The sequence below is a fragment of the Streptomyces sp. NPDC005878 genome (assembly GCF_040629815.1).
In the GTDB taxonomy this organism is placed as follows: Bacteria; Actinomycetota; Actinomycetes; order Streptomycetales; family Streptomycetaceae; genus Streptomyces.
The window spans coordinates 45574-68919 of sequence record NZ_JBEXWK010000019.1 but is presented as its reverse complement, the minus strand read 5'-3'; the positions used below and the strand labels follow the sequence as shown (position 1 = coordinate 68919).

Here is a 23346-nt window from a genome sequence, read left to right as displayed (position 1 = left end):
CTCCGACGATGGATGGGGATGCGGCCGGCGGGCGGCATGCGGCCCCTGGCGGGGACGCGGCCCTTTCGGCGCCATGACCAGCACATCAGCGCGGCGGGGCGCGGTCGTCCGAGCACGGGAGGAGAAGTGCCCTGGGAGTTCGGCGGGGGCGCGGGCGGCGCCTGGGACCGTGCTCCCAGAGCGGGGTCGGACCTCGGGCCGGATGTGGACCCGGTACCCGATGCGAGACTGGGATCATGGAACGAGGGCCGTGACACACCGTCGACGGCCGGAACCGCCCCTCACAGAATCGGGACCGCCATGGTGACCACGCCTCCCGCGCCCTGGGCCCCGGCGACCCGGCAGGGCGGCGACGCGCTGCCCTGGACACGCAACGACGGCCTGGTCGCGGTCGGTGCCGGGGTCATGGACCTGGTCAGCTTCACCTTCGCCAGCCATGCGGAGCAGGGTGAGGTGCCGGTGGCAGGATGTCTGCTGGTGATGGCGGCCGCGCTGCCGCTGCTGGCACGGCGCCGCGCACCGGTCCCGGTACTCGCGGCCGTGCTCGTGCTGGGCCTCGTCATGAATCTGACCGTGCCGACGCCCCAGCATTTCGGCGCCGCGGTGGTTGTCGCGCTCTACACCGTCGTACGCCTCAAGGGCACGCCCGTGGCGGTGGCCTCGGCGGTGGGCGCGGTCGTGGCGCTGGTGAACTGGACGAAGTGGCCGCGCCTTTCCCTGATGGAAATCGTGGCCAATGTGCTGGCCGCCCTTGTCGTGATCATCGCGGCGGCCGTGATGAACCGCTGGCAGCGCGACATCGCGGCCAACCGCCGACTGCTCGCGGACCGGGCCGTCGCCGCCGAACGGCGCCGTATCGCGCGCGAGTTGCACGACATCGTGGCGCACCACATCACCACCATGCAGCTGATGGCCGGGGGAGCCCGGGCCAACCTCGCCCGTGATCCGGAGGTGGCCAGGCAGGCGCTGGTCGAACTGGAGGGCTCCGGGCGCATGGCGCTGCACGAGATGCGCCAACTCCTCGACGTCCTGCGGGCCGGGGACGAGGCGGAGGACGAGCCGACCGCACCGCAGCCCGGCATCGCGGACCTTGAGCGGATCGTCGCCGAATCGTGCCGGGCCGGGCTCCCCACCGCGCTGGACGTACGGGGCAGTGAGCGCCCGCTGCCGCCGAGCGTGGGCCTGACCGTCTTCCGGATCGTGCAGGAGTCGCTGACCAACGCGCGCAAGTACGCGGGCGAGGCGCGGGCGCGGGTGCGGCTGGTCTACGAGCCGGACGGCGTGGTGGTGGAGGTCCGGGACGACGGTGTCGGCGCGGACACGGGACTCGCGCGCGGGAGCACCGCGTCGGGTTCCGGTTACGGACTGGTGGGGATGCGGGAGCGGGCCGCGCTGCACGGCGGGACGTTCGAGGCCGGTCCCCTGGACGAGGCGGGATTCCGGGTGAGCGCCCGGCTGCCGCTGACGGCTGACGAGGGAGTGCCACGATGAACGCGACGACGCACCAGGCGAGGGAACCGAAGCCCATCAGGGTGCTGATCGCGGACGATCAGCCGCTCGTACGGCGCGGGCTCGCCCTCATCCTGGCGCCCGACCCGGCCTTCGAGGTGGTGGGCGAGGCGGGCGACGGCGAGGAGGCGGTGTTGCTCGCCCATCGGCTGCGCCCCGACGTCGTCGTGATGGACATCCGGATGCCGGTGCTCGACGGCGTCGCCGCCACCGGCCGCCTCGCGCGTGAACTGCCCGGCTGCCGGGTGCTGGCGCTGAGCACCTTCGATCTGGACGAGTACGTGGTGGCCGCGCTGCGCGCCGGAGCCTGCGGGTTCCTGCCCAAGGACATCTCGCCCGAGGAACTGGTGGCAGCGGTACGGGTGGTGCACACCGGCGAGGCGGCCGTCGCGCCCCGGCTGCTGACCCGGCTGATCTCCACATACGTCAGGGCCCCGGAGCGCCCCGGGCCGCCCCTGGCTCAGGTCGACGGTCTGACGCCGCGCGAGGCGGAGGTGTGGCGGCTGATGGCCACGGGCCTCGACAACGCGGAGATCGCCGACGCCATGGGTGTCAGCGCCTCCACCGTCAAGAACCACATCACCGGCCTCTTCGGCAAACTCCGCGTCCGCGACCGCGCCCAAGCCGTGATCGTGGCGTACGAGACGGGAGTGGTCGAGGTGCGCCGGCCGGGCTAGCACGGGCGTGGCACGGCGACGCGTCGCAGGAGTTCTCAGCGGTCGCCCGCTGGCGATCTTCCGATTCGGGCAGTGCACCGACTCGGGCCGGGCCCCGGTACATGAAGCGCTCTGACCCTGGGGATTGATTCTGTGCCCGCTTCTGCCCGGGGCCGTCGGCGTCGGTGTCCCAGGCAGTGCCGGAGAGCGCCCTTCGGGAGGGTTCGTGATCGAGGACGGGTTGACCGGGGTCGGACAGCCACGGGATCGCACGGCTTGGGGGGTATGCCGGCGCTGGTGGTATGTCATCAGGTCCGAGGCGGTGCTGAGCTGGCGGTTCAACGTGGTGGACTTGCCGGCCGCGGTGGTGCCGGGGGTGCTCTTCACGTTGGCGGCATGGTGGAGCCTGCGTCTGCCTGCCTCGGATCTGGCGTGGTTGCTGGTCAGAAGCCTGGTCTATTTCTGGCTGTTCCTGTCCGTGCACACCCTGTCCAACCAGCTGATCGGTGTGGAGGAGGACCGCGCGAACAAGCCGTACCGTCCACTTCCCCGAGGACTGGCCACGGTGCGGGGGACGACACACCGTCTCGTGGTGGCGGTCGTGTTGTTCCTCCTGGCGGGGCAGTTGTGGGGGGTGCTGCCCTGGACGGTCTTGTGGGTGTTGCTGGTGGGGTTGCGTACGTACGAGAACTTGATGCGCTGGTGGTTCGTGAAGAACCCCGCGATCGTCGGGGGCGCTTTCGCGCTGCTGGGAGCGGCCTGGCAACTGGTCGGCCCGCTGACCCCCGAGGCCTGGTACTGGGTGGCGGCCGGTACCGGGTACTGGCTGATCGGATTCGTGGAGGATCTGCGGGACGTCCCCGGCGACACGACGGTGGGCCGGCGGACGTTGCCGATGGTCGTCGGCGCGCCCGTGGTGCGGGCGGGGGTGGGCCTGGTGCTCGTCCTCGCCCCGGGTGCCGCGCTGTGGATTCTGGCACCAGGTGTCACCGTCCCGGTAACTGTCTGGCTCGTCGTACTGGCCCTCGGGTGCCTGCTGGTTGCGGCTCGCCTGTGGGTGCTGCGCAGTCCGCGCCAGGACGCGGTGACCTATCAGTTGTACTGCTGTGCGTGGTGCTGGCTGCTGTGCGGGCCGGCGTTCTCGGCCTGAGGACACGGGATGCCGCGGCGTCACCGTCGGAGTTTCCGAAGGGAGTTCTTCCGTGACGGCTACCGGTGCCCCCTCCTCTCCCGCTGCGCCCGTGGGGCTGCGGTTCCTGATGTCGCGGGCCGTCATCTGGTGGGCGCTGCTCGGCGCGGCCTTCGTGATCCTGCAGTTGTACGTCTACGCGGCCTGGCTCCTGCGGGGGGATCCCGCGCCGGTGGGCACCGGGGCCGACCCGGTGCCCGGCGGGGTGCGGGTGTGGGCGTGGCTGTTCCAGGTCCTGGTGCCCTGCGCGTTCGCCTTGTGCCTGGCGCAGGTGGTGCGTGACTGCCGCGCCCGGCGCCGGCTGTCGTTCGACGCACTGCTGCTGGGCGGATGGTTCCTGGTCTACTGGCAGGACCATATGCCGGTGCTGTGGCGGGCGGACTTCTCCTACAGCTCCTACCTCGTCAACCTCAGCTCCTGGGCGCCGCAGGTGCCGGGCTGGGTGAGCCGAGGCGACGACCGCACACCCGCACCCCTGTTGTTGACCTCCGCGCTCTTCCCGCTGCTGGGGGTGTGCACCGCCGTGGTGATCTGCGCGGTCCTGTGCCGGTGCGCGCGTCTGCCCGGCCTGCGCTCACGCCCCGCACTGATCGCGGTGGCCGTCGCGACCGGCATGGTCCTGGACCTCGTGTGCGAGTCGGCGCTGCTCCTGACCGGGCTGATCTCCTACCCGGGCACGGTGGGCGCCCTCACCTTGTGGCCCGGCCGGCCGTACCAGTTCCCGCTGTACGAAGCCGTCCTGCTGGGCTGCGTGTGGGGGGTGGCGGGTGCACTTCGGTACTTCCGCAACACCGAGGGCCGGTCCGCGATCGAGCGCGACGCCACGGGTCTGCCGCCACGGGTGGCCACCACCGTGCGGATCCTGGCCGTCGCGGGTGTTCTGAACTCGCTGTTCCTGTCCTATGCCCTGCTCTTCAACACGATTTCCCTGCACGGTGATCCCGTGGACCAGGACCGGCCCAGCCACCTCTTGAACGCCGGCTGTCCCCCACCGGGCCGGCCGCCCTGCGCGCCGGCGACGGAAGGAACGGACTGGTGACCGGTAGGGCGGCCGCCGGGTTCGGTCACGCCGTGATCTGCGGCGGCGGATTCGCCGGGTTGGTCACGGCGCACGTACTCGCCGAGTACTTCGACCGGGTCACCGTCATCGAACGCGACCGCCTCCGCGACGGCCACGTTGTACGCCCCGGCATCCCGCAGGCCCATCACGTGCACGGCATGATGGCGCGCGGCGCCCGGGTCCTGGAGGAGTTCTTCCCGGGGTTGCGAGAAGAGCTGCGGCAGGCCGGAGCACCCGTCTTCGACTTCGGTGCGGCCTTCCCCGTGCTGACACCCGCCGGATGGACCCCACGGGACAAGGCAGGCGTCGAGGCACAGTCCTTCAGCCGCACCGCGCTGGAAGACCGGATCCGGGCACGGGTCCTGGCCCATCCGCACATCACCCTCCTCGACGGCCACGTCGTCTGCGGCCTGTCGGCCACAACCGCGCGCACAGCGGTGAACGGCGTCCTGGTGCGTCCCGCTGCGCCCCTGCCCGATGCGGCGAACGAGCCCACAATGATCCCAGCGGACCTGGTGATCGACGCCCAGGGCCGCTCGTCCCAGCTGCCCCGCTGGCTCGCCGAAGCGGGATGGACGAAACCCGCGACCTCCGTCGTCGACGCCCGCTACGCCTACGCCTCGCGTCTCTACGCCCAACCGGCCGAGCCTCCGCCGCAGTGGGTGTGCACCTTGCAGATGACCTACGCACCCGGCGTGCCCCATGGGGGCGCGGTCGCAGCCGTCGACGGCCGACGCTGGGTCGTCTCCCTCATGGGCGCCGCCGGTCATCTCCCGCCCAGCGCGCCGGAAGAGTTCGAGGCGTTCGCAGCCGGACTGGACAACCCCCATATCGCCGAGGCGATACGCCTGGGCCAACCCCTCTCACCCGTACGGCGGTTCACCAACCTGGCGAACCGCTGGCACCGTTACGACCAACTGCATGCCCGCCACGCCGAACGCCTGATCGTCCTTGGGGACGCGCTGTGCACGTTCAACCCCGTCTACGGGCAGGGCATGACGGTCGTCGCCCTCCAGGCCGGCGTCCTGGGGGACGTGCTGCGCACCCGACGGGCCGGCGGTCGTCTCGACGGCGCCGCACGCGACTTCCAACGGCGTGCCGCCGCCATCGTCCGGCTGCCCTGGCTGATCGCCACCAGCGGCGACCTGGGCTGGCAGGACACCAGCCCGGGCCCCTTCACCCGGGCCGTGCGCTGGTACCTCGCCCGCGTACTGGCGCACATTCCCCACAACCCCGACCTCTACCGCCACTTCGTCCTCGTCCAGCACATGCTCAAGGGCCCCGCCACCCTGCTCACCCCCCGCGTACTGGCGACCGTGCTGCGCTCGCCACGCCCTCCACACAGGGACCCGTGACCCCGCCCCTGCCCAGCGCACGTCCCTATCACCGGTCATGCGAAGACGCGACGGGCCTGCTCGCGGGACACGGCTGACGAGCACGCGCAGGACCCGGCTTGTGCGCCGTGTGGGGGAGCGGACTCCGGCCTTTCGGTCCGACTCGCCTGTGCCCCACGGTGTCGTCTGGTGCCTGGCGCTCTGCGTGGTGCGCTGTCGGCGCAGGGATCCGGCCAGCGGCATACGTGGGTTCGAATGCGCGATCTTGTCCCCTCAGATGCCTGCCCTACAGGATGGCGAGCCCCATCAGCCAGGGAAGGGCTTGTGACGCATCGTGCCCGAAGCCACTCTTGACCTGCCGCTCAGCTTCTCCGTTCCCGAGATGTTCCGGGACATCGACTTCACGGTGACGGCCGAAACCCAGACGGACAGGCTCATCACCGACCTCACCAGCCTCGACCCGTTGCCGACGGATGACGAGATCGCCCACGCGATCGTTTCCCAGCAGGCGATGTACGAGATGCTCGCCGCCGCGGGGGCGGTCTACGCGGGCATCCTGCTGTCCGGGCCCACCGAGGACGAGCCGGAGAAGCCTCTCAGCTCGATGTTGCTGTCGGTCACCGCCCGGCCCAGCGAACTGTCCAACGAGGACACCGTGCACCGCCTCGCCCGCACCATGGGCGCGATCTACCCGGACGCCGAGGTGGGCGTGGTCATGCTGCCGGCCGGGCCCGCCGTGCTGCTCACCGAGGAGAGCGAGGTGCCCCGGCCCGTGAACCTGCTCAACGCCGGCGGCGGTCCGACCGTCGTGCGCCAGCTCCATGTCTTCGTTCCCGTCCCGGGACGGCTGGCCATGGCGGACTTCGCCATCGCCACGGAGAACATCGCCGAGTGGGACGCCTGCGTCGAGATCATCGGCCAGGTCTGCAAGACGATCACCTTCGCCTGAGCCCCACCCCCTGCACACGAGAGGACCGGTAAGCCATGAAAGCGCTGTACACCGTCGGCGAAGGCAACGGACGGTTCCCGATGGGCATGCTGGGTTACGACCCCGGCGTGGACGATCTGATCGTGGCGGCGGTGCACTCCGAGCTCAATATGTACACCTCGTCCGAAGGCGATGCGATGAGGATCTGGGGCTGGGACCCCAAGGCCCTGCGCGACGAGGACCGTTACCGCATCGAGCAGCTCATCCGGATGTACCTCTACCAGGAGAACCGGATCGTCAGCGCCCTGCGGCGACTGGACGCACAGCTCGGCGCGCTCCAGGAATCCTCCGATGAGGCGTGGGAGGCGGTCCGGAAATACACCGAGTCGCTGGCCGAGGAGTCCCGAAAGAGGACCGATCTCCTCCTGAAGCGAGCCTCCGCGCGGCAACGCGACCAGTACGAGGCCAGGGTCGTGAAGCCTGGCAGTGTGATCGACTTCTACGATCCCGAGGTCGCCCGGTCCGTGGGAAGCCACTCCCTGGGCAAGGCCGGCCAAAGGTTCACCTGCGAGATCTGGCGCTTCCTCGACAAGGGGTACGGACCCGACCGCATCCCCCACGACGAACTGCGCGAACTCGTCGACACCGTGCTAGCCGTCGAGGCCGAGTACCAGCTCCAGAGCCTCCTGCTCGACCGGGAGTTCACCCGGATCATCACGATGCGCGGCAAGGAATTCGACTACCTGACGGCCGTCGCCGCGGAACGGGCCGCCGCTGAGTCGGGTGACAGCGGCTTCTGGGGAATCCTGGGCGATGTCCTCGGCGTGGTCTCCGCCGTGTCCGGCGTCCTCGCCCTGATTCCCGTGCTGACTCCCATCTGCGGGCCGATCGCCGTGGTCACCGCGGTCGGCGCGCTCAGCGCGCACACCGTGGGCGCGGTCATCGAGGGCGACTGGGACGCCGGGACCATCGTCGAGCTGGTCACCGACGTGGTCGGAGCTGTTCCCGCGTTCGGCGCGCTCGCCAAGGGGCTGCGCACCGGCGCGGTCAGCATGCGATCGGTGGGCAAGGTGGGCGTGGCCGTCCGGTCGGGCGGCCGGGCCTTCTTGGCAGCCACTGGTGGCGCAGCGGCCGCCGAGGCCGGGGCCATCTCCCGATATCTGGGTGCCAAGGGTGCCCGCATCGTCGGAGCGACCGCCAAGCAGGGAGTGGTGGCGGGCAAGGTGATCGAGGGATCGGTGTCGATGGCCACCCAGATCCCCACCGCCGTCGCTCTGTCGACCGGCGAGGAGTCCGAGGGTGCCGGCGAGGTCGCGACCGGCACCGATCTCACCATCGGGACCCTTGAGCAGGTCGGTGAGTGGAAGGTCGTCGGCAATATGTCCAAAGGAGCCGGAAAAGTATCGATCGCCACCTTCAGCAAGATCTTCGCCTGAACCGACCAATCGGTTTCTTCGCGCAAGAGGAGACCCCCACGACCCTTGACCCCTATTCGGGGTCGGTCCCGCGTGAGGGCCGGGCTTGTCCGTGGGTGGTGGCGGTCATGGCGGGTGTCGCGAGCAGGACGTGCGCACGGGTCGGCCGCCGATACGCAGCCCCGGCACCGCGGCGCACGGTCGGGCGACGGCGCGGCGCGCGCAGGCCGCAGGTCATGGACGTAGGGGCGCCTTGGGAGGCGGGGGAGCCGGTTCATTTGCGCCCAGGAAACCGATCTGTTTTCCTACATGGAAACAGATCGGTTTCCGTTCGGTCCAGTCGTGGACCAGCAGCAAGGGACAGAAATGGCTACCACGTTCGACCACGGGGCCCCCGCCCCCGAGAAAACAGGCTCGGGCCGCCGCGGCTCACACGCCATGCGTTGGTGGGTGCTCGTCGTGCTCGGCACGGCACAGCTCATGGTCACTCTCGATGCGACCGTCGTGAACATCGCCCTGCCCGCGGCCCAGCACGACCTCGGCTTCAGTGATGGCGACCGGCAGTGGGTGATCACGGGGTACGCCCTGGCATTCGGCAGCCTGCTGCTGCTCGGCGGGCGGCTGGGGGACCTGTTCGGCCGGCGAATGACCTTCGTGACCGGCCTGATCGGTTTCGCGGGCGCGTCCGTCCTCGGAGGCGCGGCCGGCAGCTTCGCCGTACTCGTCGCGGCCCGTGTGGCCCAGGGCCTCTTTGCCGCGCTGCTCGCGCCCGCGGCACTGTCACTGCTCAGCGTGACCTTCACCCAGAGGTCCGAAAGGGCGAAGGCCTTCGGTATCTTCAGTGCACTCGCCGGCGCGGGCGGCGCGATAGGGCTGCTGCTCGGCGGCATGCTCACCGAATGGGCGTCGTGGCGCTGGGTGATGTACGTGAACGTCGTCTTCGCGGCCGTCGCCCTGGTCGGCGCCCTGCTCCTGCTGGCCAAACCCGTGATCACCGAGCGGCCTCACCTGGACATCCCGGGCACCCTCACAGCGAGCGCCGCACTGTTCGCCGTCGTCTACGGTTTCGCACACGTCGAGTCCACCAGCTGGACCGACCCGGTCACCGTCACCTCCATGGTCGTCGGCGTGGTGCTGCTCGCGGTGTTCGTCTGGCTGGAGTCCTGGGTCGCCCACCCCCTGCTGCCGCTGCGCCTCGTACGCGACCGCACCCGCGGCGGTTCGTTCCTGGCGGTGTTCGTCATCGGTATGGGGATGTTCTCGATATTCCTGTTCCTGACCTACTACCTGGAAGCCAGCCTCGGCTACTCGCCGATCAAGACCGGCCTGGCCTTCCTGCCCATGGTCGGGGGCATCGTTCTCGCGTCGACCACCGCACCTTCGCTGCTCCTGCCCAGGGTCGGTCCGAAGATCGTGATCAGCTCCGGTTTCCTGGTCGCCGCCTCCGGCATGGCCTTGCTGACCCGGCTCGAGCTGGACAGCGCCTACGCCGCCCACATCATGCCCGGCCTGATCCTGCTGGGGCTCGGCCTCGGCGGGATGATGACCACCGCGTTCCAGGGCGCGACCGCGGGCGTGCATCACGAGGACACGGGCGTCGCCTCGGCACTGATCAACACCGGCCAGCAGGTGGGCGGCTCCATCAGCACGGCGCTGCTGACCACCGTCGCCTCATCCGCCGCGACCGACTACCTCTCCTCCCACAAGCCCGGCGCGCTGACCGTCGCGCAGGCGGGGGTCGAGAGCTATACGGCCACCCTGGCGTGGGGTGCCGGGTTCTTCGTGGTCGGGGCCGTGCTCGCCGCGCTCCTGATCCCGAACGCGCCTCTGGCGCCCTCGGAGGGGGAGCCCGTCATCGCCCACTGAGGCGCACAGTCCCCACGGTTCGGCGACGGCTCCTCCTGTGGGACCGTCGCCGAACCGTCGCTCGGCCCCTCGCCCTCGGCGTCTTCTCCGTCGAGGGGCCGGAGCCGCCCCCCTGGAAACCGATCGGTTTCGATTTCGCCGGAAAGCGGGTTAACCTCACCGTATGAGCACTGACGGGAAGGCCAAGCCCCGGGAGCGGCTGCTGGAGGCGGCGGCCACGCTCACCTACCGCGACGGCGTCGGCATCGGCATCGACGCGCTGTGCAAGGCGGCGGGGGTGTCCAAGCGCTCCATGTACCAGCTCTTCGAGAGCAAGGACGAACTGCTGGCAGCGAGCCTGGAGGAACGCGCTTCCGCCTTCGTGGCGACGCTCTTGCCCGCGGCGGACGACGGCCGGTCACCCCGCGCGCGGATCCTGCACGTCTTCGAGCAGGTCGAACGGCAGGCGGGAGCGCCCGAGTTCCGAGGATGCCGGTACCTGGCCGTGCAGATCGAACTGAAGGATCAGAGCCATCCGGCGAGCCGGGTGGCCCACCGGATCAAGGGAAACCTGACGGCGTTCTTCCGGGCCGAGGCCGAACAGGGCGGAGCCGGCGATCCCGATCTGCTGGCCCGGCAGCTGAGCCTGGTCTTCGACGGCGCCAGCGCCCGAGCGGGAATTGGAGCCGACAGCCTCACCGGCCTCATCGTCCCCACGGTGACACCCCTGCTCGACGCGGCCGGGGTGCGCTGACCCATCGACTTCCGGGGGATGGCCGAGGCCGGCCGACGCGCTGCATAGATGGTCCGCGCCTTCGGTGGTCGCGGCGGGCAGCCGGCTGAACTGGGGCAGTGGTTGGCCCAGCGCCTACTGACCAGGGCTCGGCTTTGCGTACACCCGACGCGACTCCACCAAATACACGAGGCGGCTGGGGGCCGCTGGGTTCACTGCCGTAACCGACCGGAACGGGCGTCGGCGCTAGCACCCCTTGCACGCCTCAGATGCCCCCAGGGACCAGTTCACCCGGCAGGGTAATCCCAGCCTGCAGTGCTCGAATCCCGGTGTTCCTCCATAGAAGCCGTCGCCGCCATGACACAGTCGTGGCCGGCGAAGTACGACGGCGTACATGTGCGCGTCAGGACCGGCGACGTCGCCGGGCGGCAAAGCCCAGTGCTCCGGCTGCGCCCAGTAGAGAGGCACCGGCCACCACTACAGCCGTCGTCGGTGTGCCGCTGCTTCCGGTGCTGGCCAGCTGTGCGTTGGCTCCGGACGAACCAGACAGCCCGCCCGAGACCGCCGAGGAGGTCTGGGGCGACTGGGACGGCGAGGCGGAGCGGGTCGGGTCAGCGGTGGGGGTCACGGTCGTGTTGACCGTGCCCGCAGTGGTACCCGGAGTTGCGGTGGTGCCCCGCGCGAGCACCTTCACGACCGCTCCGGCACCGCACGAGGTGGTGCCCGTGAACGCCGTCGCTCCCTGGTTGACGAATACACACGGCTGGACCGTGGCCTTCCCCGTGGGGGTGTCCTTGCGGTAGGTCACGCGGACCTGCGCGGCCGTGCTGCTGTATGCGGTGAGAGAGGCGTCCTTGCCGATCACGTTGAAACCGTAGATGCCGGGCTCGGCGGGGGCGGTGACGGGGGCAAGGGTCTTCCAGGCTCCTCCGCGCAGCACCTGCACGGAGGCGTACTTGCTGGTGAGCAGGGTGCCCGTGACGTTCTCGTACGCAGAGGCGGTGGGGTTGTCGACCGTGACCTTGAAACCGGCGGTGCCACCCGCGGCCACCGTGGTGGGAACGCCTGAGAGCTTGGTGGTGAGGCCGTCGACCTTGATGGTGTCCGTATCGTCACCGGTGGCCGCTCCGGAGGCGCCGTAGGAGACGAGAGAGGTCAGCTTCAGGTGGTCGGTGCCACCGTTGCTGTCGCCGTTGTGCGGGCTGCCCAGCGGGACACCGATGCGCAGCTGCACGGCGCGGGACTGGCCCACGGCGAGCGGGAACTTCTCCGGTATCTCGCCGGAGAACTCTCCGTCCGCGTACCTCAGCGGCACCTTCTTCCACGCGGTGCCACCCAGCCGGTACTCCAGACTGACGGCATTCGAGGGCAGGCCCATCCCGCCGTCGATCCGGTAGATCAGCCGCGCCGAAGACGTGTCGTAGTGGCCGACGTTGGAGACCGTGGTGGTGAAGGCGACCGGCAGACCGGCCGCCCCGACCTCCGCGGGCGCGGCGGTGGCCACCGCCAGCGTCGGCGGGTTCTCATCGGCCGCCACGGCAGCCGGCGCGAGGGCTAAGCCCGCGGCGGCCAGCAGCAGAGCGGTCCCCGAGACCGCGACCGAACAACGAGCCTTGTGCGTAAGCGAGTTCAACGTACTTCCCCCATACTCTCCACGGTGCACGGCATCTGCCGCGTCCGGTCACGGCGGCCCCTGTGCCGCTGTTCCGTAAAGTTGGACCCGCTGGTGTGGCGGTCCGTTGTACTCGGTTGCGTAAGGGACCTGTCACGTATGTGGCAGGAGTGTCACGGCGTCCCGAACCCAGTCGGCCGGTCGGGCAGCACAGCGGTCCTGCCGGCAGGAGCCGTTTGGGGTACGCCACGCCGTGCCCTGTGGCAGAGCTCTTACCAGCACCCGCTTTCCTGCCGCTCCGGGGAGCAGTGGCGGATGGGATCGGACAGGATGGTCCCCATGAAGACCATCGCCTTCCCCCGCACGGAACTGCGCGCCTCCAACGTCGTCCTGGGGCTGATGCGCATCGCGGAGCTCGCGGACGAGGATATTCGCACCCTGTACGGGAGCGCGCGGGATGCCGGAGTCAACACCTTCGATCACGCCGACATCTATGGGCCCGCACGCCACGCCTGCGAAGACCGCTTCGGACAGGCCATCAGCCTGTCCGCCGCCGAACGCGAGTCGATCGTGATCCAGAGCAAGGTCGGCATCCGCCCAGGCTTCTTCGACTTCTCCAAGGAACACATCGTGCGCACCGTCGAGGAGTCACTCGCGGCCCTGCGCACCGACTACCTCGACGTGCTGCTGCTCCACCGCCCCGACACCCTCGTCGAACCGGAGGAGGTGGCTGCGGCCTTCGACGAGTTGCACGCGGCGGGGAAGGTCGTGAACTTCGGCGTCTCCAACCACACGCCCGGCCAGATCGAACTTCTCAAAGCTGCGGTACAGCAGCCCCTGGTGGCCAATCAGGTACAACTGAGCATCACGCACTGCCCGTTGATCGCCTCCGGGATCGCCGCCAACATGGGCGGACTCGACCAGTCCTTGGACCGCGACAACGGCCTGCTCGACTACGCGCGGCTGCACGGCATCACCCTGCAGGCCTGGTCACCCTTCCAGAAGGGCTTCTTCGACGGGGTCTTCATCGGCGACGTCGAGAACTACCCGGAACTGAACGCGGTCCTCGACGAACTGGCCGCCAAGTATGGAGTGACCCCGACAGGCATCGCGGTCGCGTGGATCACCCGTCATCCGGCGAACATGCAGGTCGTACTGGGCACCACGAATCCGGGCCGGGTCGCGGAGTCCGCGGCGGGCTCGGAACTCCCGCTGACCCGCGAAGAGTGGTACCGCCTCTTCAGCGCCGCGGGACACGTCATTCCCTGATACGGCAATACGGCGATACGGCATTACGGCAAGAGAGCCCGCTGCGGACGGTGCTGCCCGACGCAGCGGGCCGCTTCCGTCCGCGGCACCGGGCGTGGATCTGGCTGCACGTCGCTGTCAGCTCACATGGTGGGGCGTTTCCCGCTGGTGAGACGGGGGGCTCATTCGGCGGCACATCACGACCGCTCGCCCTGAACTTCGGCCACGGTGGGGGCAGAATTGCCGGGGTGGAAGCGTATCAGTCACCCGAGAGGACTGCCGACGGGCACTTTGTCGTGATCGGGGGAAGAAAATGGCGGGCTACCGATCCGTTGATCCCGCAGGACATCTCTGCTCGTCTTCGGCATCACCTCATGTCGGCTCGTCGCGCCGTGCGTTCCGCGAAGGCGTCCGGTAGTGCGTCGGACGAGCGGGCAGCGCGTGCTCGTGTGCATCAGGCGAAGGTCGCGCTGGGCGAACGGGGGACCAAGTGGTGGGAACAGACTGAGGACGAGCGCCGACGACGCTGGGAACAGGGCCTGGCAGACCTTGACGCGCAGGAACCCAGCTGAGAGCCCCTGCCTTGCGTGCATGAAGCACGCCGGTCGGCGAGCCCGCGACTACGGACGCCTTGTGGATTGCTGTATCCCCGTATCAGACAGTTTCGCAGCTCGCAGCTCGCAGCTCGCAGCTCGCGGTGTTGGGGCACGGAGCCTGGTCCTGGGCTGGAAGGGCTCTGATGAGGGGCAAACCTGGTGCCCTCCGTGCCGAGACCTGTCAGGATCCCCGCATGGAGATCCGCCGCATCACTCAGGTCGAGGCCGTCATGGATGCCGGGCATCTGTTCGACTCGCCTCCTCGGCCGGAGGCAACCGAGCGGTTCCTCGCAGACGAGCGCCACCACCTCCTGATCGCCTACGTGGACGACGTCCCGGCGGGTATGGTCACCGGTGTCGAAATGACACACCCGGACAAGGGCACCGAGATGTTCCTGTACGAGCTGGGCGTGGACGAGCCGTTTCGTGGGAGCGGCGTCGGCCGGGCGCTGGCCTCGGCGCTTGCGGACCTGGCACGCGAACGCGACTGCTACGGCATGTGGGTGATCACGGACGAGGACAACGCGGCGGCGCTGGCGACGTACAGCCGCGCCGGGGGTGCACGGGAAGACAAGCAAGTGGTGCTCGTCTGGACTTTCGACCAGACATAGATCCACAGGGCGCAGCCGCGCGCCGGATCAGGCAGTTGTGCCGCACGCCGCCCGGGTCCGCCCATGAGGCCGGCCGCACCCAGCGCCTGAGCCCCCTGCGCGGACACGAGTGCCATGACCTACCCGGTCACAGGCAGGCTCCCGGGCACGGATCTGACCTGCCGGAGGGTGTAGCCGACTGTCGTCAGCCGATCCAGTCATGGAACCGGGCATGCGAGGGTCCGCATGCCCCATCGGCCAGGGCCTTTTCATACGCCTTCCGCGCTGCGGCGTCTGCTTCCGCCGCCGATGCGGTGGCGGGCACGTAAGCCCCTGAGTAGACCGTGCATGCGGAATCGACCGGCTGGGCGGCGTACCAGCCCGTAGCGGCGATGGCGGCTATGGCGGCGGCCAGGATGGTCAGAGTGACAGGCCGACGCCGGGGTATGCGGAAGGGTTGCCTGGTCACCGGTGGATCATATAGAACGCGTCAACTCCGCCCAGGTGTTGGGCTTCCTTGCGATCGAACCCCGTCGCGTGCAGTGTGCGGCAGTGGCGCCGGGGCTAGCGAACAGCGGTCGACCATCTCGTCCGGGTGGGTGGGACAGGGCCACCCTGCCGACGGGGCCGGCCTCTACGGTGACAGGCATGGACAAGAACCGTCGGCTGAGCGAGTTCCTGCGGGCCCGGCGCGCGCTGGTGCGCCCCGAGGACCACGGGATGCCCGCCGGGACACGCCGCACCCCTGGACTGCGCCGCGAGGAGGTCGCCGTCCTCGCCGGAGTGACCACCGACTACTACGTGCGGTTGGAACAGGGACGCGAACGCAACCCCTCGCCCCAGGTCCAGCGGGCACTGGCGGCCGCGCTCCTGCTGGAGGACGAGGAAGCCGCCCACCTGCGCGCCCTCATCGATCCGCCACCGCACGGGCGGACCCTGGCCGCCGCCCGGGAACATGCTGGCCCCCACCTGGTGTCCTTGCTGGACACCTGGGCGGACACGCCGGCTCTGGTCTACGGCCGCTACCTCGACCTACTGGCCGTCAACGCCCTCGGCGAGGCGCTGTTCTCCAGGCTGGGCAATGAGACGAGCCTGATCACAGCAATGTTCCGCAACTCCGCCGCACAGGACTTCTACCGCGACTGGGCCGTTGTGGCGCAGGGCTGCGTGGCCGCACTACGGGCCGCCAACCCCGACCCGGACGACCAGCGGCTCCAGGACCTGGTGGGTGAACTCTCCGTGCACGAACCCGACTTCGCACGCATGTGGGCGCGCCACGAGGTGCGGGCCAAAACGGCCTCGGCCAAACGCTTTCGGCACCCATTGGTCGGCGACCTGACGCTGGACTTCGAGACCTTCTCCGTCAACAGCGCGCCCGGTCAGCATCTGGTGGTCTACCGGGCTCAGCCCGGCAGCGCTTCCGAACAGTCGCTGGCTCTTCTGGGCAGCCTCGCCCTCACCGACATCCCGGATACTCAAGACGAAAGGCACCACCCGCATGACCGCCACTGATTCCCCCGTCTGGTTCATCACCGGCTGCTCCTCCGGCCTGGGCCGGGAGCTGGCCCGTACCGTGCTGGAACACGGATGGCGGGCGGTGGTCACGGCCCGCGATCCCGGCAAGGCAGCCGAGGTGATCGCCGGGCACGAGGAACGCGCCATCGCCCTGGACGTCACCGACACCGAACAGGTCATGCACGCGGTCGCCCAGGCGCACGCTGCCTTCGGGCAGATCGACGTACTGGTCAACAACGCGGGATACGGCTACCTCGCCGCCGTGGAGGAGGGCGAGGGCGACGAGGTTCGCGCCTTGTTCGACACCAACGTCTTCGGCCTGGTGGACGCCACCAAGGCCGTCCTGCCCGGTATGCGGGCCCGCCGCACCGGCCACATCGTGAACGTGTCCTCCCTCGGCGGCCTGATCGGCTTCGGTGCCACCGGCTACTACCACGCCACCAAATTCGCCGTGGAAGGTCTCTCCGAGTCCCTCGCCGCCGAGGTCGCCCCACTCGGCATCAAGGTCACGATCGTCGAACCCGCCGCGTTCCGCACCAACTGGTCCGGGCCCTCCATGCGCCAGTCCGCCACCACCATCGCCGACTACGCCGCGACCGCGGGCACACGACGCGCGAGCACATTGGCCACCCACGGCCACCAGCCCGGGGACCCGGCACGCGCCGCCCAGGCCGTCATCGACGCCGTCACCGCCCAAGAACCCCCGCTGCGGCTGCTGTTGGGCAAGGCCGCATACGACATCGCCACCGCCAAGCTCGACTCCCTCAGGACCACCTTCGACGGCTGGCGGGAGGTGACTCTCAGCACCGACTTCCCCCCGGGGGATGGATGGTCTCCCCGCCCGCCGGCCGTCCGTGGAACCCCCCGAGCCTGGCTTGAGTAGACCGCGCCCCGGTGCAGTGAGATCCCTCCCTGATCCAGTCGCGTACCTCGGGAGAGTCGGACATCGGCCGGACATCGGCCTCACTGGCTCTCTGGCCGAGGTGGTGGCTCTCGCGATCGTGCCGTCGTTTCGGCCTGGTCACGACACCGGAGTGAGTGGGTGGTGTGCCTGCGGTACCTCAGTCGAGGGGCGCGCCCGTAGGTCGCAGGATCCAGCGGCGTGACGGGTGCGTGTCGCAGGTGAACTGGACGAGCCTGACGTTGTTTTCGGTCGAGACGCCCCCGGCGACGGTCATGCACTTGCGGGTCTGCGCGTTCACGAGCTGGTACGAGCTGCCGTTCCAATTGGTGACGAACCAGCGGCGGGAGGGGTGTGTGTCGCAGTTGTACTGGACGAGTTCGACGTTGTTCTCGGTGGAGACGCCACCTGCGACTGTCGCGCACTTGCGGGTCTCCCCATTGACGAACTGCCTGCCATTGCCGTTGTTGCGGCCGATGGACCAGCGGCGGGAGGGATGTGTGTCGCAGTTGTACTGGACCAGCCTGACGTTGTTCTCGGTGGAGACGCCGCCCGCGACCGTCGCGCACTTGCCGGTTTGCGCGTTGACGAGTTGGTAATCTCCCGAGATCCCTGCCACGGTGTCGGGAGAGACCGGGCGTGCGGCCGCGGCGTCGGGCCAGAGCATGATGCCCCCGGCGACAAGAGCTGTCGAGGCCGTCAGAAGACGGCGGGTCCGATTGTGCTTGCGCATGGTGGCGCTCCTCTCGTGACCTGCGAGGGAGGTGAGGAAGAGAATCGGCTCGTCGAGCAGGCCTGCTCCAGGCTCTGCGACGGTGGCGGCGGACTCCAGCTGACGGACTCCAGCCGACGGGCCCACCGATAGCGGTGCGGCAGTCCCTACCAGGGAAGCACGGCTGATCCGGATCAGCATCTGGTGCCGGACGGCGGTCGCGGCGATACCCTGCGCGCGCACAGGGTGGTGCGCCCCCGCCCCCGCTCCGCCCCGTTTGTGGGGGGACTGATCGTCGGGACATCGTCCCGGCTCTTGCGGTGTTCGTGCTGGCCGCTGAATACGCTGGACGGGCCGGACTGCACGAGGGGACGTGAAAACGTGGATGTGTATGAGGCCGTGGGCAGTCGCCGGGCCGTGCGGGCGTTCAGTGATGAGCCGGTGCCCCGGAAGGTGCTCGAACGCGTGCTGACTGCGGCGACGCGGGCTCCGTCCAGTGGGAACCTCCAACCGTGGCGTGTGTACGTCGTGACCGGTGAACCCTTGGCCGAGCTGAAGCAACACGCGACGTCCAGGGCACTGGCGGGCGAGGTGGGGGATGAGCGGGAGTATCCGATGTACCCGGACGAACTGACGTCGCCGTATCTGGACCGCTTCTCCGCTGCGGCGGCTCAGCGGTACGCAGCCCTGGGGATAGAGCGCGACGACCCCGACCGGCCCCGGAAGATCGCTGCCTTGAATTCGCAGGCGTTCGGGGCGCCGGTCGTCCTGTTCTGTTACCTCGACCGGGCGATGGGGCCCGGACAGTGGGGTGACGCGGGGATGTACTTGCAGACGGTCATGCTGTTGCTGAGGGCGGAAGGGCTGCACAGCTGCCCCCAGGTGATGTGGACCATGTTCCGCAAGACCGTCAGTCGGACAGTGGGCGCCGAGGATGAGCTCGTGCTGTTCTGCGGCATTTCCGTGGGATGTGAAAAGGAAGGCGTTCCACGGCTACGTACCGCGCGGGCGGACATGAGGGAAACGGTGAGCTTCGTCGGAGGGTGACCGCTGGTAGTCGAGATCGACAGGACACTGCCGAGTGGGTGACCGCGAACCGGAGCACCGGGGACCGTAGTTGGCCTGTGGACGCCGTACCCGTCGGCTACGTCCGGCAAGGCGTCGACAAGACCACTCGCCGCCGCCGCGCGTTCCGTCACGTCAGCGGGTGGCCGAGCCTGGACTGACCCGGTCCTCCGTCACGGGCAGGCACTCGGAGAGCAGGTCGACGACGTCGCGCCAGGCTCGCCGCGCGTGCTGCGGGTGGTAGCCGACGCCGGGGACCGTGGGGTGGTCGACCGGTGGGTGGTGGAAGGCGTGCAATGCGCCGCCATAGACCGTGAGGCGCCAGTCGACGCCTGCCGCCTGCATCTCGGCGGTGAACGCGTTCCGTTGCGCGGGCGCCATGATCGGGTCTTCCGACCCGACGCCGGCCCACACTGGGCAGCGGATGTGCGCCGCCTCGCCCGGTCGGCCCGTGGTAGTTGCGTTGACTGTCCCGATCGCGCGCAAGTTGACGCCGTCGCGCCCGAGTTCGAGCGCGATGGCGCCCCCGGTGCCGTAGCCGACGGCGGCGATCCGGTCGGGGTCGGTCCGCGGTTCGGTGCGCAACACGTCGAGCGCCGCGTGGCCGATGCCTCGCATTCGGTCGGGGTCGGCGAGCAGCGGCATGCAACGGGCAAGCATCTCCTCGGGCTCGCCCAAGTAGCGCCCGCCGTGGAGGTCGAAGGCCAGCGCTACGTATCCCATCTCGGCGAGAGCATCGGCCCGGCGGCGCTCGACGTCACTGAGTCCCATGCCTTCTGGCCCGAGCAGAGCCGCGGGCCGGCGGTCGACGCCTGCCGGAAGTGCGAGGTGCCCGATCATCGTCAGACCGTCGGCCGGGTACTCGACCGGGCGTGTAGTGATCGTCGTCATGGAACTGGACTGTAGTGATCGTCGAGCCCGGTCGGGCTGAGGTTCACCGCCGGCAGAACAGCGCGGATGTCCCACTGAAAGCCGGCGATGGCTCAAAAGGGCCGCAAACTTCCGTTCCCACGGCAGCGCTATCGGACCTCCTGTCCAGGCCAGGGCGGTGGAGGGCAGATCCCAGCGCCAGGATTGTGGCGTATACCGGCCCCGGCCTACTGAGAGGCGTCACCAACACCAGCCAGGAGCCTTACGGTTCAGGCGGCCGGCTCGAGGCCGACGGTGGTCCGGACCTGCTGCGCGAAGCGGGGGGGTGAAGTCGACGTCGCGCTTCGGGTCGTACGCCCGGGTGAGCAGGGCGAGCACGCGCCGCGCGTCGGCAGAATGCGGTCGGTTCGGTCCGTCGGGCGGGCGCTGATGCCATTCATGGTGCTGCCGCGTGGGGGCCGGGGCGGACCGTTGGTGTCAGCCCCGGCGGTCACGGGGGAGGGTCAGCAGGTGAGGGTCAGTTCGTGGGAGACCGGTCGCGCCGTCCAGGGGTAGCTGGCGACACCGAAGGTGGCGCGGATGGTGGAGCCGCAGGCCACGTTGGCGCTCAGGCCGGGGACGTCCAGATTGGTGTTGTTGAAGAGGGCGTACTTGGTGACCTTCGGCAGCGGGGCACCGTCGACTGTGGCGGTGAAGGTGGTGGTGAGTTCCTTCGGCGCCGGGGCGGGGCTGCCAGGGGAGGGCGGGCCGGCGAGGCCGACCTTGCCGACGAACGTGACGGTGTTGCCGGAGACCTCGGCGCAGAGACGGGTCGAAAGGCTGGACTGCAGGCCGGAGTTGCCGCAGGAGACCACGGTCTCGGTGGCGCTGGCGGGGGTAGGGGCGGCGGCAGCGATTGCCGGGGTCAGGGCGGTGAGGCTCAGGCTTGCGACTGCGGCAGTGAGGAACGACGAACGCTTCATGGTTGAACTCCCTGTAAGGAGGGGCCGTCGGGCGGATCCGAACGACTCACGTGACATGTGATATTGCACATGTCACGTGAAGATCAAGTGATCCTCACGTGAATGACTTGAAACCGTGCGGCAGCGGGCCGACAACGCCCCATTCAGGACACCGAGTTGACGGATCAGGCGGCGACAGGCGGGTGCGCCGCCCGGGGGGCCGCGGACGGCATCGGGCAGCAGGTGCAGGCGCAGGCTGTTGAGGCCCACGGTGACTGTCGAGTCCTCGTGGCGGTCGTGGCGGAGGATGCCCAGTGCCAGCACCGGCATGGTGTCCGCTGCACGCTTGATGGTTCAGCCGGAAACGTGGGGCAGGCCGAAGCCGACTACTCCGCCGATCCTGGCGACGATGCCGGAGTCGGTGTGTCTCGCGCTGGCGGAAATCGATGACGGTCTCCCCAGCGTGTCCCCCTGGTGGACTTCGATGTCACCGTTGCCGGATGTCTGTAGAAGGTGGGCCGCGAGACAGCCGACACTGTTGGCGTTCGCGATGTCCTCGGTGACGCCGATCGCCGGGGCGAACATGCGGGCTGCGGCCGTCTCTGCGGCCGTTTCCGCGGTCGGCGAGAGTGCGTAGGTGAAGCAGCCGAGATACCCGAGTCGGCGGCACTCGCTTGCCAGCCGATCGAAGTCGGGCTGCATGGATAGCAGCGTCAAGTGATCCCGGACAGGGACGAGAAGGCGTGGCGTGCCGGGCGAAGCGACCCGTACGCCGGTGGCGATGTCCGCTTGTTGCAGGCCGAGGGCCGCGATGATGCCGCCGCCGGTGGCGTCGGTAGGGTCCGCCAGGGTGATGATGCCTTGCTCGAACCAGACTTCGACGCCTTCGCGACGGCGGATGGCGGTCGTCGCGAAGGTGCGGCCTGCGGTGCGCTGGCGACCGTGGTGCTCGGTGGCCCCGCTGCGGTGCAGCAGGACGGCTTGCGCGGCGATGGTGCCATGGCCGCAGTTCGTGAGTTCTCCGGCGCGTGTGAAGAAGCGCACCATGGGGGTGTCCGCTGTGCTGGTGTCGACGAACGCGGTGTGGGAGGTGCCGGTCCTGCGGGCGGTGGCGTGCCGGTCCTCGTCGGTGAGGGTCGCGTCGTCGATCACGACTGCGGTGGGACTGCCGCCCTGCCCATCGCGGGTGCAGGCGTTGACCACTGCTACCGGCGGGCCGGTCATCAGGCAGCGGTGATGTCGGCGAAGCGGGGAGCGCCGGGCTCGAGGTCGACGCGAGCGGTACGCGCGGCGAAGCAGATCGCGTGGTACCACCCGCACAGCAGCAGCACGTCGAGCAGTTGCCGCTCGTCGAGCAACTCCCGCGCCGAGCGCCATAGTTCGTCGTCGACGTCGCACGAGTCGTGCAGGGCGTCCACCAACCGGATGAGCATGGCTTCGCGGTCGGCCGTCCAGCAGGGGTCGTCAGAGGAGCCGCAGGTGAGTGAGGTGACCTCGGCCGGTGAGAGTTCGGCACGCTGAGCGAAGACCATCACGTGGACGCCCCACTCGTACTCACAGCCGCAGCGCGCGCAGGTACGCAGGATGACGACCTCCCGCTCGCGGAGTGTCATGGACAGGTCGCGGCCGAGTTCATACCTGCCCCAGTGGCTCATCGCGACGGTCATCGGCATGTTCTTGGCGAACGTCCGGAACAGGCCGATAGGGGGCATTCCGGCGGGCATCATCGTGGCGAGTTGTGCCCCCACGTCCGGTGTGAACGGCGGTTCGAGCGCTGGGATACGAGCCATGGCTCCTCCAGGTGATTCGGATTCAGAAGCACGGTAGTGATTCTGTTTCCGAAGCGCCAGAGGTGGTGCCGAGGTGGTGCTTCACGGGACCGGTTTTTCGCCGTCCTCGTCCAGGGCCGTGGCCCACGCATCGGACCAACGGGCGAGCGGGCGTAGTGCTTGGCAGGCACTGATGCCCAGATCGGTGAGCGTGTAGCTCGTGTCCGGCTGCTGGGCGACGACATGGGCCTCAAGTAGCTCGGTCAGCCGTTGCCGCAGGACGCTGGAGGACATGTTGTCGCAGCGCTGCTGCAGCGCGCGGAACCCGACGGGCCCGTGCTGCAGCTCCCAGACGATGCGCAGGTTCCAGCGGCGGCCGAACAGGTCGAGGGCGGCCATGAGGGGACGCCCGGTACTCGATCCGCGTACCGGCCGACCCGGCCTGGGCATTGTCATCGCGCTGCGCCACCCCTCTTGATGCTTCGATATTCGATACACTACCGTCCCGTGTAGTGATTCTATTTCCGAAGCAACAGGGAGGGCGTCGTGAGGCGCTTACGCACTGCGCTGTACGCCAAAACGGGTATGGATCTGTCGATCGGGGACGGCACCAACCGGACGTCGTGCGCCGACGGCCGGCGCTCGGAGTGTGTTCGGCGCTGGAGTGCGCCTGCCCTGTCCGCGATGTCTACGACGTCTACGGCACCCGAGTCCGCCGCGCGCTGACCAAGCGCGAACCCACCCTTGAACCGCTGGACATCCCTGACGAAGAAGTCGTCGGCGCACACCACCGCGCCGACTCCCTCAGTGACGCCCATACCCTCATCACCGACTGGCGGGAAGGGGCGCACCGATGAC

General features: G+C 69.2%; 23 protein-coding genes. 14 read left to right on the top strand and 9 right to left on the bottom strand.

Translation table 11 applies throughout. From position 1 onward, the window contains the following. Positions 1 to 300: 300 nt before the first annotated feature. The 9 genes from ABZ404_RS25405 (at position 301) to ABZ404_RS25365 (ending at position 10690) form a co-directional block, all read left to right on the top strand. Positions 301 to 1491 (top strand): sensor histidine kinase, encoded by a 1191-nt coding sequence (locus ABZ404_RS25405; protein WP_358831200.1) that lies wholly within the window; start codon positions 301 to 303, stop codon positions 1489 to 1491. After that, on the top strand, positions 1488 to 2186 hold the full coding sequence (locus ABZ404_RS25400) for a response regulator transcription factor (protein WP_358831199.1): 699 nt from the start codon (positions 1488 to 1490) through the stop codon (positions 2184 to 2186). The genes ABZ404_RS25405 and ABZ404_RS25400 overlap by 4 nt, the downstream gene beginning before the upstream one ends. Positions 2187 to 2391: 205 nt before the next feature. Then, complete coding sequence (locus ABZ404_RS25395) at positions 2392 to 3315, top strand: UbiA family prenyltransferase (protein ID WP_358831198.1); 924 nt, start codon at positions 2392 to 2394, stop codon at positions 3313 to 3315. Positions 3316 to 3367: 52 nt separating this feature from the next. Then, complete coding sequence (locus ABZ404_RS25390; protein WP_358831197.1) at positions 3368 to 4393, top strand: spirocyclase AveC family protein; 1026 nt, start codon at positions 3368 to 3370, stop codon at positions 4391 to 4393. Further along, entirely contained in the window at positions 4390 to 5769 is a 1380-nt protein-coding gene (locus ABZ404_RS25385) for a monooxygenase (RefSeq protein ID WP_358831196.1), read from the top strand. The genes ABZ404_RS25390 and ABZ404_RS25385 overlap by 4 nt, the downstream gene beginning before the upstream one ends. Positions 5770 to 6082: 313 nt before the next feature. Next, a complete protein-coding gene (locus ABZ404_RS25380) occupies positions 6083 to 6697 on the top strand; it encodes a hypothetical protein (protein WP_358831195.1) in 615 nt (204 codons plus the stop codon). A gap of 35 nt (positions 6698 to 6732) precedes the next feature. Next, complete coding sequence (locus ABZ404_RS25375) at positions 6733 to 8112, top strand: hypothetical protein (RefSeq protein WP_358831194.1); 1380 nt, start codon at positions 6733 to 6735, stop codon at positions 8110 to 8112. Between the two features lie 345 nt (positions 8113 to 8457). Then, positions 8458 to 9957, top strand: coding sequence for an MFS transporter (locus tag ABZ404_RS25370; protein ID WP_358831193.1), 1500 nt, complete (start codon positions 8458 to 8460; stop codon positions 9955 to 9957). 163 nt (positions 9958 to 10120) lie between these two features. After that, positions 10121 to 10690, top strand: a complete 570-nt coding sequence (locus ABZ404_RS25365) for a TetR/AcrR family transcriptional regulator (protein ID WP_358831192.1) — start codon at positions 10121 to 10123, stop codon at positions 10688 to 10690. A 382-nt stretch (positions 10691 to 11072) separates the two neighbouring features. Here ABZ404_RS25365 and ABZ404_RS25360 read toward each other — a convergent pair whose 3' ends face one another. Further along, entirely contained in the window at positions 11073 to 12302 is a 1230-nt protein-coding gene (locus ABZ404_RS25360) for a hypothetical protein (RefSeq protein WP_358831191.1), read from the bottom strand. A 318-nt stretch (positions 12303 to 12620) separates the two neighbouring features. On the opposite strand from ABZ404_RS25360, the gene ABZ404_RS25355 reads away from it, so the two are divergent. The 4 genes from ABZ404_RS25355 (at position 12621) to ABZ404_RS25340 (ending at position 17113) form a co-directional block, all read left to right on the top strand. Then, positions 12621 to 13550, top strand: a complete 930-nt coding sequence (locus ABZ404_RS25355) for an aldo/keto reductase (RefSeq protein WP_358831190.1) — start codon at positions 12621 to 12623, stop codon at positions 13548 to 13550. 769 nt (positions 13551 to 14319) lie between these two features. Next, on the top strand, positions 14320 to 14736 hold the full coding sequence (locus ABZ404_RS25350) for a GNAT family N-acetyltransferase (protein ID WP_358831189.1): 417 nt from the start codon (positions 14320 to 14322) through the stop codon (positions 14734 to 14736). Positions 14737 to 15363: 627 nt separating this feature from the next. After that, complete coding sequence (locus ABZ404_RS25345) at positions 15364 to 16227, top strand: helix-turn-helix transcriptional regulator (RefSeq protein WP_358831188.1); 864 nt, start codon at positions 15364 to 15366, stop codon at positions 16225 to 16227. After that, a complete protein-coding gene (locus ABZ404_RS25340) occupies positions 16214 to 17113 on the top strand; it encodes an oxidoreductase (protein ID WP_358831187.1) in 900 nt (299 codons plus the stop codon). Before ABZ404_RS25345 ends, ABZ404_RS25340 begins: the two co-directional genes overlap by 14 nt. A gap of 178 nt (positions 17114 to 17291) precedes the next feature. Here ABZ404_RS25340 and ABZ404_RS25335 read toward each other — a convergent pair whose 3' ends face one another. After that, complete coding sequence (locus ABZ404_RS25335) at positions 17292 to 17864, bottom strand: RICIN domain-containing protein (protein ID WP_358831186.1); 573 nt, start codon at positions 17862 to 17864, stop codon at positions 17292 to 17294. Between the two features lie 360 nt (positions 17865 to 18224). Here ABZ404_RS25335 and ABZ404_RS25330 point away from each other — a divergent pair, with 360 nt between their 5' ends. Next, on the top strand, positions 18225 to 18890 hold the full coding sequence (locus tag ABZ404_RS25330) for a nitroreductase (protein ID WP_358831185.1): 666 nt from the start codon (positions 18225 to 18227) through the stop codon (positions 18888 to 18890). Positions 18891 to 19043: 153 nt separating this feature from the next. Here ABZ404_RS25330 and ABZ404_RS25325 read toward each other — a convergent pair whose 3' ends face one another. From ABZ404_RS25325 to ABZ404_RS25295, 7 genes are all read right to left on the bottom strand, one after another. Next, positions 19044 to 19799: a dienelactone hydrolase family protein gene (locus tag ABZ404_RS25325; RefSeq protein ID WP_358831184.1), complete on the bottom strand. Its 756-nt coding sequence runs from the start codon at positions 19797 to 19799 to the stop codon at positions 19044 to 19046. A gap of 482 nt (positions 19800 to 20281) precedes the next feature. Then, positions 20282 to 20740 (bottom strand): hypothetical protein, encoded by a 459-nt coding sequence (locus ABZ404_RS25320; protein WP_358831183.1) that lies wholly within the window; start codon positions 20738 to 20740, stop codon positions 20282 to 20284. Positions 20741 to 20812: 72 nt separating this feature from the next. After that, the gene (locus ABZ404_RS25315; protein WP_358831182.1) at positions 20813 to 21049 is read right to left on the bottom strand and encodes a hypothetical protein; all 237 of its coding nucleotides are present in this window, start codon (positions 21047 to 21049) and stop codon (positions 20813 to 20815) included. Positions 21050 to 21073: 24 nt separating this feature from the next. After that, complete coding sequence (locus ABZ404_RS25310) at positions 21074 to 21943, bottom strand: PhzF family phenazine biosynthesis protein (protein WP_358831181.1); 870 nt, start codon at positions 21941 to 21943, stop codon at positions 21074 to 21076. After that, entirely contained in the window at positions 21943 to 22509 is a 567-nt protein-coding gene (locus ABZ404_RS25305) for a carboxymuconolactone decarboxylase family protein (protein WP_358831180.1), read from the bottom strand. The genes ABZ404_RS25310 and ABZ404_RS25305 overlap by 1 nt, the downstream gene beginning before the upstream one ends. Positions 22510 to 22590: 81 nt before the next feature. Further along, entirely contained in the window at positions 22591 to 22887 is a 297-nt protein-coding gene (locus ABZ404_RS25300; protein ID WP_358831179.1) for a helix-turn-helix domain-containing protein, read from the bottom strand. A 119-nt stretch (positions 22888 to 23006) separates the two neighbouring features. After that, complete coding sequence (locus ABZ404_RS25295) at positions 23007 to 23306, bottom strand: hypothetical protein (RefSeq protein ID WP_358831178.1); 300 nt, start codon at positions 23304 to 23306, stop codon at positions 23007 to 23009. Positions 23307 to 23346 lie beyond the last annotated feature (40 nt).